This is a genomic window from Flavobacterium sp. ENC (assembly GCF_020991415.1).
Taxonomy (GTDB): domain Bacteria; phylum Bacteroidota; class Bacteroidia; order Flavobacteriales; family Flavobacteriaceae; genus Flavobacterium.
The window spans coordinates 368,249-380,319 of record NZ_JAJMOY010000003.1; the positions used below are offsets into that span (position 1 = coordinate 368,249).

Genomic DNA, 12,071 nt, shown 5'->3' on the forward strand with positions numbered 1-12,071 from the left:
ATTGTAAGGCAGTGAGGGTCTTATATTTTAATTATAAACAAAAAACAAATTAATGCAAATTACAGAAACCAAAAAAAAATCATTTCTTTCAGGACTAACAGGGCAGATTTTAATTGCCATGGTTCTTGGGGCAATTTTAGGAATTATATTGCACAATTCGATTTCGCCTGAGGCTGCGCAATCTTTCAGCAATAAAATAAAAATGCTGGCGACCATTTTTATCAGACTGGTACAAATGATTATTTCTCCTTTAGTTTTTACTACACTTGTCGTGGGAATTGCTAAACTTGGAGATATAAAAGCAGTGGGAAGAATTGGAGGAAAAGCTTTAGGCTGGTTTTTTACAGCTTCTTTTATTTCATTATTAATCGGATTATTTTATGTTAATATTTTAGAACCGGGAGTAGGCCTAAAATTAGCACATGTTGATATTGCAACAGCATCAGAAGTAACGGCTAAAACAAAATCAATTTCTTTTGAGAACTTTGTAGAACATATCGTTCCTAAAAGTATCATTGAGGCCATGGCAACCAACGAAATTCTGCAGATTGTAATATTTTCCATCTTTTTCGGACTGGCCGCTGCATCATTAGGCAGTACTGTAAAACCAGTTATCAATGCGCTGGATAAGACTTCGCATATTGTTTTAAAAATGGTAAATTATGTAATGAAATTTGCTCCGATCGGGGTTTTTGGTGCCATTGCAGGTGTATTTGCTATCCGGGACTTCCAGGAACTGGCGATTACTTATTTTAAATTTTTCGGATCATTCCTCATTGGGATAAGCACTTTATGGGTTGTTTTGATCATCGTGGGTTATATTTTCCTGAAAGGAAGAATGACAGAATTGTTACGACGTATTATCGGACCATTGGTGATTGCCTTCGGGACAACAAGCAGTGAAGCGGTTTTTCCTAAACTGACAGAGGAATTAGAAGATTTTGGTGTACAAAACAGAATTGTATCCTTTATGTTGCCGTTAGGATATTCGTTTAATCTCGATGGAAGTATGATGTACATGACTTTTGCCAGTATTTTTATTGCACAGGCTTATGGAGTACATCTGGATTTAGGGACACAAATGGTAATGCTGTTGGTTTTAATGCTGACCAGTAAAGGAATCGCCGGAGTGCCAAGAGCAAGTCTTGTAGTAGTTGCGGCAACCTGCGGAATGTTTGATATTCCGGTTGAAGGAATTGCACTGATATTACCAATTGATCATTTTTGTGATATGTTCAGGAGTGCTACCAATGTTTTAGGAAATGCTTTGGCAACATCGGTTGTAGGACAATGGGAAAACGATAAGGAACAGGATATTGCTTTAGAAAAATAAAAATACTTTTTCGAAAGAAAAATCTTTACAATTTTAAAGGCCAGAAATAAAAGAAAGCTGTATTTTTATGCGAAATACAGCTTTTTTTTATTTTTAAATGTATATTTGATCAAATTAGCCGATTCATGCCCCCAATGCGGATTTTTTTACTTCTTTTCCTGTTCCTGAATTGTTTAGATAATTCAGTACACGCGCAATCTGAACATTTATCAGAGCGTAAAATCAATCAACTTGTTTTGGAAGCACTCTCGAACTTCCGGCAGTCAAACTTCGAAAAATCATTAATTATTTCAAGAGTTGCGCTAAATCATGCCACTCATAATAAAAACAATTATTTAATTGCCCGTTCTTATAACATCATTGCTGCCAATTATAGCGAATTGGTGGAATTTGATAAAGCTATTTTCTTTTATAAAAGAAGTTTGTTTTATGCCAACAAAGCAAATAATGACAGTATTAAGAATATGCTGTACAATAACTTAGGTAATATTTATTGCTTTGAAAAGAAACAGTACAGAGTAGGAATTGATTTTTATAAAAAATCAATCGAACTCAGTTCCAAGATAAAAGACTCCAGCCAGATTTATTTTACGAATGTCAATATAGCATGGTCTTATTTTGATATTGGTCAGTTTAGTAAAGGATATCCTTACCTGAAATTTATTAATGCCCATCAGGCAAAATTTCAGGATGATAATACGGTTGTAATTGCCAATATGCTCAACGGTATGTATTGCAGTCATAAAGGGGATAACCTTAAAGCCGATTACTATTTTCAAAAAGCGGTAAGCTTAGGGAAAACCTATATTGAAAAATCAGATTTGGCCTATGCGCACCTTGAATATTCAAAATTTCTGAACAGAATTAAAAAAGATAAGGAAGCGTATCTCAATTTAAAGGCCTATAATAAAATAACGGAACAAATTTACAATGATGAAAAACTTAAGAAAGCCTCTATTGCGGGTTTTAATCTTGAGTTAGATGAATATAAAAGACAAATTGATAAAATTGAGGATGAAAAAGATTCACAATATCAAAGTCTTAAAAAGTCCCGGATCATTGTTATTTTATTTGTGGTAATTTCATTTATACTTTTGTTATTAATAATAACTTTGATTGCCAACATCAGATTTAAAAAGAAACATAATTTAGAACTTGTAAAAGCAAAAGAAATAGCAGAAGAAGCCTCATTGCTCAAAACCCAGTTTATTTCGACTATAAGCCATGAATTGCGTACTCCTTTGTACGGTGTGGTGGGGATAACCAATATGCTGCTTGAAGAACATAAGGAATTGTCCAGCAGCCAGCATCTGAGTTCCCTAAAATTTTCGGCGAGATATTTACTGTCCCTGGTAAATGATATTCTTCAAATTAATAAAATTGAGGAAAATAAGGTCGTACTGGAAAGCCTGACCTTCAATATTTCGGACGAAATTTCGATGATCAAAAATTCACTTTCCTTCCTGTCTCAGAAAAACAACAACAAAATTTCGATAGATATTGATCCTGAAATCCCCGAATATTTAATCGGTGATAAACTCAGGCTCGCGCAAATCCTGATGAACTTAGTCAGCAACGCGCTAAAATTTACCAAGGACGGCGAGGTTGAAATTATTATCAATCTTGTTAAGGTAGAAGGAAAATTACACTTTCTGGAATTTCAGATACAGGATAACGGAGTTGGAATTGCAGCGGTAGATCAGACTAAAATTTTCGAAAAATTTGTGCAGGTTGGCAGGAAAGATGAAGATTATCAGGGTACCGGACTAGGGTTGAGTATTGTAAAAAGACTGTTAGGACTTTTCAATACGACGATTAATCTGAAAAGTGATCTTGGCAAGGGAACACTTTTTACATTTACCATTCCTTTTGAACATGATCCTGAAAAAACAAAACGAATCATTGATGAAATTCAGGTAGACCTGACTTCAAATGAAGTTTTTAAGATTTTAATTGTGGAGGATAATGTGATAAATCAGCTGGTAACCAAGAAAATAATTGAAAAAAACAATTACATCTGCAAAGTAGTTGATGATGGTTTTAGCGCTATACAATTACTCGGGAATGAGTATTTTGATCTTATTCTGATGGATATTAATATGCCGCTGATGAACGGCTTTGAAACCACTAAAAGAATTCGCCAGCTGGGTATAAAAACGCCAATTGTTGCCCTGACGGCTTTTGATAAAGATGAAATTACGGATGAAGCTATTTCATCAGGAATGAATGATATTATTATTAAACCGTTTGAACCGGTTACACTGTTTAAAATAATTAATTACTTAATATCTGAAACAAAAAACGTTGGTTGTTAATACCAACGTTTTTTATTTTGCTTAGAAGCATTTGATTTTCTCGATTTATGGGCACCACCGCTTCGGTTTGAATTTTTAGGTTTCTCTGCCGTTGCGTCCGGAGCTCCGGAATGCCATTGATACGGATGGTCAGTAATGATTTTTACATCTACTTTTATTAGTTTCTGAATGTCTTTCCAGTACGGTTCCTCATCTTTACTGCAAAATGAAATCGCTATTCCGCCATTTCCTGCACGTCCTGTTCTTCCAATTCGGTGTACATAAGTTTCAGGAATATTGGGAAGATCAAAGTTGATGACAAAAGGCAGCTGGTCGATGTCAATTCCTCTCGCTGCAATATCGGTAGCCACAAGAACACCCACTTCTTTATTTTTGAAAGCATCCAGAACACGCTGTCTTGCATTTTGAGATTTATCGCCGTGGATTGCTTCGGCGGGAATATCTTTTTTACGTAGCGCTTTTACAACATTATCAGCGCCGTGTTTGGTTCTTGAAAAAACCAGCACGTTTGATAAGTCTTCATTTTTTATTAAATGATACAGTAAATTTCTTTTTTCTGTTTTTTCTACAAAGTAAACACGCTGCTCTACATTTTCAGCCGTTGAGGAAACAGGCGAAACTTCTACTTTTGCAGGATCCTGTAAAAACATTTCTGCCAGCTCGCGAATGGCAATAGGCATTGTAGCTGAAAATAATAAAGTCTGACGGTTTTTTGGCGTAAGCTTTACGATTTTCTTTACGTCGTTTATAAAACCCATATCCAGCATTTGATCTGCTTCATCCAAAACTAAAGTGTGAAGATGATCCAAATCAATAAAACCCTGTTTCTGTAAATCAAGCAATCTTCCCGGAGTGGCCACCAGAATATCGATTCCTTGTTTTAAGGTATCAACCTGTGGATTTTGAGAAACCCCTCCAAAAATGGTTAATTGTGTCAGGTTGGTGTATTTGGCATAAGTTTCAAAACTTTGTCCAATCTGAACCGCCAGTTCACGTGTCGGTGTAACTATAAGGGCACGAATTACTTTGGCTTTTTTAGTAGAGCCAACAATTCGGTGCAACTGATGTATAATTGGAATAGCAAATGCAGCTGTTTTTCCCGTACCTGTCTGTGCACAGCCAATTAAATCCCTGCCTGCCAACACAATCGGAATAGATTGTTCCTGGATAGGAGTAGGGTTTAGGTAGCCTTCTTCAAATACGGCTTTTTGTATACTTTTTGAAAGTGATAAATCTTCGAATAACATATCTTAGGTATTAAGATTTTAGTTTTAAGTACTAAAATTCTGTGCAAAGATAGCTTTATTCAGTCAATCGCCTGTTTGAATCCGGTTTTATTTGGCAAATGGACTAATTTTCAGCAGCTGTAATTTGCCTGTATTAAATTTTTTCGTTGTTGGCTTTAATGAAATCAGTTATTAAATAGCCAATTAATTTTCCAATTAAATGATTGTTTGGCGATTGGTCCAAATCCGGTGCTCCTTCACAAATATGCAGATAAGTAGCGTTTTTATGTTCTCCGAAAAACGAAACAAACTGACGTAATTCTTCAATCGAAAATCCGCTGATGGTCATGGCGCTGCTGGCGATATTCGGTATGGCATCCAGGTCAATTTCAATTCCAAAGGAATCTGATTTTACAAAATCCAGTGCATAAATCATTTCTTTATAGAATTCTTTTTCTTTTCGGATGTTTACGCTGTCATAGGTATTATAGCGTACGCGGTCTTCGAGTTTCTTTATAATGTCCAGTACACTTTTGGAAGTGTAATTTTCGTGTAAACCAAAAATGAAATATTTTTTCAGGAAACCTTCTTCGTAGGCATAAGAGAATCCGTTACCGCTATGGCGGCCTTCAAGGATCCTGAAGTCAGAGTGCGCATCAAAATTAATGGCATTAACCGGTTTTCCTTTGGCAAGGGCAGAACCTTTTATATTTCCGTAAGCATTGTTATGGCCTCCTCCGATGATGATAGGTGTTTTTCCAGCCTTAACAATATTAAAGATGATATGTGAAACCTCCTTGTCAATTTTTTCTACCAGCTGACTTAGTTTCGAACGGTCATCAATATCATTAAAATCAAGATTTTCTACTTCGCGCATTTCTTCAGAAACATTGATTTGTCCGAGAACAATAATCTGACTTCCTTTTGCAAAGCGGTTGTGCTGAATGTTAGCGATGCTTTTTATGGCACTTTCCCAGGCTGATGCTGTTCCGGGTCTTCCGTAATTAGCACGCACACCAATATCTTCCGGAATTCCCAAAAGAACGTATTTAGCTTCACTTTCTTTCAGAAAATCAATTTTATCAACTCCCTTTGGAACGATAATCATTTTTTCTCCGAACTTTATTTCACCACTTCGGTGATTTGTGACTTTTGCTAAATCATTAATAGTAAAAGGAATTAATTTATCCATAAAAAAAAATTATTGTCCAAAAATAATATAATTGTATTAACTTACGTTATTACCTTATATTAATTCTTAAATTTGTTATTAAAGAAAATTATTAAATATGGAAAACCCAAAGAACAACAACTCAAGTCTAAAAGCGGTAATCGCAGTTTTAGCAGTCCTACTTATTGGTAGCTTAGTGTATATTTTTAAATTATCATCTGATACAGATGTAGTTAAAACAGAACTTACCACAACTATGACAGAGAAAGAATCTGTTATGAAAGATTTACAGGAATTAAAAGCAACGTATGATGCTGCCATTGCAGAAAATACTTCTATGTCTGATGAATTAATTCAGGAAAGAGATAAAGTAGTTGCTTTAATGGATGATTTAAATAAATCTAAAGGTGATGTTTCTAAATATAGAAATCAGGTACAGGGTATGCAGACTAAAATGAAAACTTTAGTTGCTGAAAACGATGAACTGAAAAAACAAAATGGTGTTTTGACAGTTCAGAGAGACAGTACTATTGTGGTTTTAGGTGAATCTAAAAAATTCAACGAAGTTTTAGTAGGCCAAAACGAAGAATTGGCTAAAACAGTTGAAAAAGGTTCTAAGTTATCTGTTTTGAATACAAAAACTGCAGCGTACAAATTAAGAAGCTCAGGAAAACAAATCGAAACTGATAAAGCAAGCCGTGCAGACGTTCTGAAAATAAGTTTTACTATTGCTGAAAACCAAATTGCTAAATCCGGAGATAAAACGTACTATGTACAGGTTATCGATGCTAAAAACAATGTTTTAGGAGATAAGAAAACAGAAAGCTTTGGTGACAACACTCTAACGTACAGTTTTAAAACTACAGTGCAGTACGAAAACAAAAGCGTAAATGTTGTGGAAGATTTACCAGGTAAAGATTTCGTTAAAGGAACTTATTTTATCAATGTTTTTGATAATGATGAGTTAGTTTCTAAAACTAGTTTCTCTTTAAGATAAGAAAGAGGTTTATAAAATAAAAAAGAGGAGTTTTTAAACTCCTCTTTTTTTTATGCTAAAATTTTTCCTTCGAGAAAAACACTTTCAATCAAATTGCTTCCAAACGCATATGGAATCTGGTAATAGGATGAAACAGGTTTTGTGAGGATTAAGTTGGCTTTTTTTCCTTTTGTAATACTTCCGTGTGTTTCCGAAAGTCCCATTGCATAAGCCCCGTTTATCGTGGCGGCATTTATAGCTTCTTCGGGAGTCATTTTCATTTTGATGCAGGCCGTGGCTACCACAAAATTCATATTTCCGGATGGAGTAGAGCCGGGGTTAAAGTCGGTTGCCAGAGCCAAAGGCAATCCCGCTTTTATCATTTCGCGCGCAGGCGTGTATGGAATACTCAGAAAGTAAGAACAGGATGGTAAAGCAACGGGCATCGTTTCCGTGCCTTTTAAAGCTTCAATGTCTTCCGGGGTCATAACTTCAAGATGATCGACAGAAAGGGCTTTAAATTTGATTCCGGCCTGAATTCCCCCAATAGAATTAAACTGATTCACATGAATCTTCGGAATCAGACCGTATTGTATTCCCGCTTCCATGATTTTTTCGGTTTCTTCTACAGAAAAATACCCTGTCTCACAAAAAACATCAATATAATCAGCGAGTGTATGCTTGGTAATTTCCGGAAGCATTTTGGTAATAATCTCATCGATATAACCTGCTTTGTTTTCTTTGTAGTGTAATGGAAAAGCGTGAGCACCCAAAAAAGTCGCTTTTATGGCAATTGGATAATTTTCTGCGAGTTTTTTTATCACGCGAAGCATCTTTAATTCGCCTTCTGTTGTTAAACCATATCCTGATTTTATTTCAACGGCCCCGGTTCCTAGATGCATTACTTCTTCTAAGCGAAGTTTGGACTGCTCGTAAATTTCCTCTTCAGAAGCTGCATTTAATTTAAGGGCTGAATTTAAGATTCCGCCGCCTCGATTGGCGATTTCTTCGTAGGAAAGTCCGTTAATCCGGTCTACAAACTCCTGCTCGCGGTTCCCGGCGTATACGATATGGGTGTGACTGTCGCACCACGCAGGTAAAACGATTCGCCCGGTGGCATCAATAATTTTATCTGCCTTAATTTCAGGAAGGTCTTTCATCTCGCCGAAATCAGCGATTAGATTCTCTTCTAAAATTAAAAAAGCATTTTTGATGGAGGGAAGCACTGCCATTTCGGATCCTGAAACTTTAGAAACGGAAGTTTCCCGAACCTGCAGCAGTTCTTTTATATTAGTAATTAAAGTTATCATGATGTTGATTTAATATATATACAATGCTGTTTTTAAGTGATATAGAGGAAAAATAAAAACACAAATTTTACAAATTATCACCAATCAATTCGTGAAAATCTGTGAAATTTGTGTTTTACTATTGAAATTTGGAATTTAAAAATTGAAAATTTGTTTTTTTATTGTTATTCTGAAACGCTTATTTCAAACATTTTCTCCCAGTATTTTCCGGTAACAAAAATAGTTTTGGTTTGCGGATTGTAAGCAATTCCGTTTAGAACTTCAGCTTGCGGATGTTTGATGAATTTACGCAATTCAGACATGTTCAAAATTCCTTCCACTGCTCCGGAAATTGGATTCACCACAGCAATGGCATCTTTTTGCCACACATTTACATAAAATTTCCCGTTGATGTATTCCAATTCGTTGATGGCTTTGATCTTTGAAGTTCCGGAATACACGTTGATATAATCTATTAATTTCTGATTCGCCGGATCCATTTTCCAGATTTTCTCCGTTCCGTCAGAATGGTAAATGTATTTTCCGTCATTCGTCATACCCCAGCCTTCAAGATCTTTATCGTATTTGAATTTTTTTTCAAGTTTGAAAGTCTTTGCATCGTAGATAAAACCTGTTTTTTCTTCCCATGACAACTGAAATATTTTTCCGTTGATAAAAGTAATTCCTTCTCCGAAATATTCACCGGGAAGATCAACCTGCGTAATTACTTTACCGGTTTTATAATCGACTTCCCTGAAATAAGAATCCCCTTTTTGCCCGGTGCTTTCAAATAGAACACCGTCATGAAATTCCAGACCTTCGGTGAAAGCTTTTGTATCGTGAGGATACGTATTTAGGATTTTATATTTCATTAATTTTGGTTCGATATCGGAAACCAATTCGATTCTTTTGGTTGCATCAGACCATTCAGAACCATAATAAGCGGTTGCTTTTAAGTATTGGTATCCTAATTTTTGATCTTTTAATTCAAATTTGAATTTCTCAGCACCTTTTGTGCTTCCCACTTTTTTATCGTTTACCAAATAAACAATGCTGTCAATTTCTTTCGAATTTGGATTTAAAATAGCGATAGAAACGGATTCTTTTGAGGTAAAATGTGCCGGAAAAGCCGAATCATCGATTGTAAATAAAGAATTTTCACCTTTTTTTGCACCGTTACATCCGATTAATGTGATTCCTAATAAAATGACAGCTAGGAAGTTATATTTTTTCATAGTTAAAAATTTGAATAAGCCAATATACGACGATATTTTTATAGCAACAAAGCTCTTGCAAAAATATAAAAAGATTGTATATTTGCACCGGCAAGTCCTACACGACCAGCTCCTGCAGACTCCCCCAGGATGGGAACATAGCAAGGGTACGTGGTTGAGCGGTGCGATGTAGGTCGCTTGCCATTTTTTATTTTATCGAAATTCTTTTTTAGAATTAATACAAAAGCGGTCTTCCTTATGGAGGATTTTTTTATTTTTGGACCTGTCGGAAGTTAGAAGTAATATGTGAGAGGTTAGAAGTTTTACCTAATGCATTCAGATCTAATTATAGACAATCACATTTAACGTATTAACATTTAACATCTAACCTAATAATGAATAAAGTCGTTTTAATTACCGGAGGATCTTCAGGGATCGGAAAATCTATTGGAGAATTTTTACATCAAAAAGGATTCACCGTTTACGGAACCAGCCGAAATCCTGAAAAAGTATTTAATTCTGTTTTTCCTCTTGTAGCCTTAGATGTTCGAAATGCAGATTCCATACAAACGGCGGTTGCAAAAATTATTGCCACGACCGGACGTTTAGATGTCGTAATTAATAATGCAGGAGTTGGCATTACCGGACCTTTGGAAGAAATTCCGATGCAGGAAATCAAGAATAATTTCGAAACCAACTTCTTTGGTCCGATTGAGGTCATGAAAGCTGTTTTGCCTCAAATGCGCGAACAAAAATCAGGTCTGATTATCAATATTACCTCTATTGCGGGCTATATGGGATTGCCCTACAGAAGTGTTTATTCGGCTTCAAAAGGGGCACTGGAACTCATTACCGAAGCCTTGCGTATGGAAGTTAAATCTTTCGGAATCGATATCACCAACGTGGCACCGGGCGATTTTGCGACTAATATTGCTGCGGGACGTTATCATGCCCCTGTAATTTCAGGTTCTGCCTACGAAAAAGTGTACGGAGACGTCCTTTCTACCATGAACGAACACGTAGATTCCGGAAGCGATCCGAACGAAATGGCTGAAGCAATCTATAAAATCATGCAGGCTAAAAAGCCAAATGTGCACTACAAAGTGGGTGTTTTTATGCAGAAATTTTCCATCGTATTAAAGCGAATTCTTCCGGATACGGTTTATGAGAAGATGTTGATGAATCATTATAAGTTGTAAAAGTGAACTGATAATTGGTGATTACTATAAATGAAACGCTTAGCATTTGCATAGCGTTTCATAAGATATACTTCTTAAATCAAGGGCTTGTATTTAAATTAATTGGTGTAATCTAATATTGCGTTCAAGTACTTTATTGAAGTTTACAAATTGATAATTGAAAATGATGTCGCCACCAATCATTTTACTTATAATTTTTCAAAATAAGTTCAATATTTTTATTATCAGAGAGATCCCAATACCACCATTTATATGTGTCAACTTTTTCAGTTTCAAATCTTTTTTGGTATGCTATTTTAAATAAATTTAAAAGTAATATTAGCGATTTATTGAGTTCGTTTTCAGGAAGTTCCAGAAGTCTTTTTAGATTATGTGTAGCAACTCCTTTTTGTATTAATACACATGGTGTGTATGTTTTTCTCAATTTACTTTGTTCTATAGCAGGCTCAATATCTTCATCTTTTGCTTTAGATTGTAAAATGAAAAAAAGCAGATCGTTTAGATATTTTTTTTTCTCATTTAAATCAAAAGAATTAAAGACAACTATCAAATCTTCTATATCGATGACATTCTGTGCATATTTATTAACTTCTATTTCTTTTGCTATTTCCATTAATTTAATTTAATTGCTTTCAGGGATACAATTGATGTATATTTTCTGTTTGAATTGCATAAGTAAAAATGCCAGCATCACGCTTCATTTTTATCAGTTGTTGGTTTGCTGGAAATTTAATTGTAAGGTATACAATAATAAACAAAATAGGTTACACAATTGCTTTACCTCTTATTTCCTCTGGTATGCTAGAATAAATAGGTGTATAAATTGTATTACAATATGACACTAAATCATCATATTCCCGCTCCGTTATGGAGTGGCTTTATTTAATTGCTATCTATTATATTGTTAAATTAAAGTATTTCAGTACCGAAGGTGGTATTGTATACAAAAACTCTTTTTTCTTCAAAACTTTTAAAACATCATCTTCACTAAAAACCGATTCCACCTCATTTACTACTTTTTTATTGATTATTTCTTTTAAAAGAGAAAACCTTTTATCTCTATCAATATCATTCTCCAAATTAAGTAAATCATTTAGTTCTTTTTGGTGTTCTTTTTCATTAAATGCTAAACGAGTATCTACATGAGAAGTCCAATTATCAAGAGGCAAATTATTCAATATATATCCATAATTAATATAAAAAGCATTACTGTATTGCGATTTTTGCAGATTTATAATTCTGTTAATTGATTCTCCATTTGAAATCCAATTGTTTCCTTTTCGTTTGAATTCTAAGGGTGTGAAAATTTCATCCATAAATTTAACTAATTCCTTTTTCTCCATTTTTT

10 protein-coding genes and 1 other RNA gene are annotated in these 12,071 nt (G+C 34.8%); 5 read left to right on the forward strand and 6 right to left on the reverse strand.

Translation table 11 applies throughout. From position 1 onward, the window contains the following. Nucleotides 1-52 precede the first annotated feature (52 nt). Together LPB89_RS10410 and LPB89_RS10415 are read left to right on the forward strand one after the other, a co-directional pair. Nucleotides 53-1,333: a dicarboxylate/amino acid:cation symporter gene (locus LPB89_RS10410; RefSeq protein WP_230701679.1), complete on the forward strand. Its 1,281-nt coding sequence runs from the start codon at nt 53-55 to the stop codon at nt 1,331-1,333. A gap of 125 nt (nt 1,334-1,458) precedes the next feature. After that, the gene (locus LPB89_RS10415; protein WP_230701680.1) at nt 1,459-3,648 is read left to right on the forward strand and encodes a response regulator; all 2,190 of its coding nucleotides are present in this window, start codon (nt 1,459-1,461) and stop codon (nt 3,646-3,648) included. Here LPB89_RS10415 and LPB89_RS10420 read toward each other — a convergent pair. Next, nucleotides 3,645-4,895 (reverse strand): DEAD/DEAH box helicase, encoded by a 1,251-nt coding sequence (locus LPB89_RS10420; protein WP_230701681.1) that lies wholly within the window; start codon nt 4,893-4,895, stop codon nt 3,645-3,647. The genes LPB89_RS10415 and LPB89_RS10420 overlap by 4 nt on opposite strands. Nucleotides 4,896-5,028: 133 nt before the next feature. Then, the gene (locus LPB89_RS10425; protein ID WP_230701682.1) at nt 5,029-6,066 is read right to left on the reverse strand and encodes a formimidoylglutamase; all 1,038 of its coding nucleotides are present in this window, start codon (nt 6,064-6,066) and stop codon (nt 5,029-5,031) included. 97 nt (nt 6,067-6,163) lie between these two features. Between LPB89_RS10425 and LPB89_RS10430 the strand changes: the two genes are divergently transcribed. Beyond that, the gene (locus tag LPB89_RS10430) at nt 6,164-7,042 is read left to right on the forward strand and encodes a hypothetical protein (RefSeq protein WP_230701683.1); all 879 of its coding nucleotides are present in this window, start codon (nt 6,164-6,166) and stop codon (nt 7,040-7,042) included. A gap of 50 nt (nt 7,043-7,092) precedes the next feature. Here the strand turns inward: LPB89_RS10430 and hutI are convergent, their stop codons facing one another. Both hutI and LPB89_RS10440 read right to left on the reverse strand, forming a co-directional pair. Beyond that, nucleotides 7,093-8,331, reverse strand: coding sequence for an imidazolonepropionase (gene hutI, locus LPB89_RS10435; protein ID WP_230701684.1), 1,239 nt, complete (start codon nt 8,329-8,331; stop codon nt 7,093-7,095). A gap of 164 nt (nt 8,332-8,495) precedes the next feature. Then, nucleotides 8,496-9,545, reverse strand: a complete 1,050-nt coding sequence (locus LPB89_RS10440) for a glutaminyl-peptide cyclotransferase (protein ID WP_230701685.1) — start codon at nt 9,543-9,545, stop codon at nt 8,496-8,498. Nucleotides 9,546-9,633: 88 nt separating this feature from the next. Between LPB89_RS10440 and ffs the strand changes: the two genes are divergently transcribed. Both ffs and LPB89_RS10450 read left to right on the forward strand, forming a co-directional pair. Continuing rightward, an RNA gene (gene ffs, locus LPB89_RS10445) (signal recognition particle sRNA small type) lies at nt 9,634-9,731 on the forward strand. Between the two features lie 188 nt (nt 9,732-9,919). Beyond that, nucleotides 9,920-10,723 carry an SDR family oxidoreductase gene (locus tag LPB89_RS10450; RefSeq protein WP_230701686.1) on the forward strand — a complete coding sequence of 268 codons (804 nt, stop codon included), beginning with the start codon at nt 9,920-9,922 and terminating at the stop codon, nt 10,721-10,723. Nucleotides 10,724-10,907: 184 nt separating this feature from the next. Here the strand turns inward: LPB89_RS10450 and LPB89_RS10455 are convergent, their stop codons facing one another. Then, nucleotides 10,908-11,336, reverse strand: coding sequence for a DUF5958 family protein (locus LPB89_RS10455; RefSeq protein WP_230701687.1), 429 nt, complete (start codon nt 11,334-11,336; stop codon nt 10,908-10,910). Nucleotides 11,337-11,619: 283 nt separating this feature from the next. Beyond that, nucleotides 11,620-12,066, reverse strand: a complete 447-nt coding sequence (locus LPB89_RS10460; RefSeq protein WP_230701688.1) for a DUF4304 domain-containing protein — start codon at nt 12,064-12,066, stop codon at nt 11,620-11,622. Nucleotides 12,067-12,071: the final 5 nt, after the last annotated feature.

What these genes read in the sequence shown, in the direction of transcription:
- LPB89_RS10410 (WP_230701679.1), top strand. Translation starts at nt 53, where the DNA reads ATGCAAATTACAGAAACCAAAAAAAAATCATTTCTTTCAGGACTAACA.
- LPB89_RS10415 (WP_230701680.1), top strand. Translation starts at nt 1,459, where the DNA reads ATGCCCCCAATGCGGATTTTTTTACTTCTTTTCCTGTTCCTGAATTGT.
- LPB89_RS10420 (WP_230701681.1), bottom strand. Translation starts at nt 4,895, where the DNA reads ATGTTATTCGAAGATTTATCACTTTCAAAAAGTATACAAAAAGCCGTA.
- LPB89_RS10425 (WP_230701682.1), bottom strand. Translation starts at nt 6,066, where the DNA reads ATGGATAAATTAATTCCTTTTACTATTAATGATTTAGCAAAAGTCACA.
- LPB89_RS10430 (WP_230701683.1), top strand. Translation starts at nt 6,164, where the DNA reads ATGGAAAACCCAAAGAACAACAACTCAAGTCTAAAAGCGGTAATCGCA.
- hutI (WP_230701684.1), bottom strand. Translation starts at nt 8,331, where the DNA reads ATGATAACTTTAATTACTAATATAAAAGAACTGCTGCAGGTTCGGGAA.
- LPB89_RS10440 (WP_230701685.1), bottom strand. Translation starts at nt 9,545, where the DNA reads ATGAAAAAATATAACTTCCTAGCTGTCATTTTATTAGGAATCACATTA.
- LPB89_RS10450 (WP_230701686.1), top strand. Translation starts at nt 9,920, where the DNA reads ATGAATAAAGTCGTTTTAATTACCGGAGGATCTTCAGGGATCGGAAAA.
- LPB89_RS10455 (WP_230701687.1), bottom strand. Translation starts at nt 11,336, where the DNA reads ATGGAAATAGCAAAAGAAATAGAAGTTAATAAATATGCACAGAATGTC.
- LPB89_RS10460 (WP_230701688.1), bottom strand. Translation starts at nt 12,066, where the DNA reads ATGGAGAAAAAGGAATTAGTTAAATTTATGGATGAAATTTTCACACCC.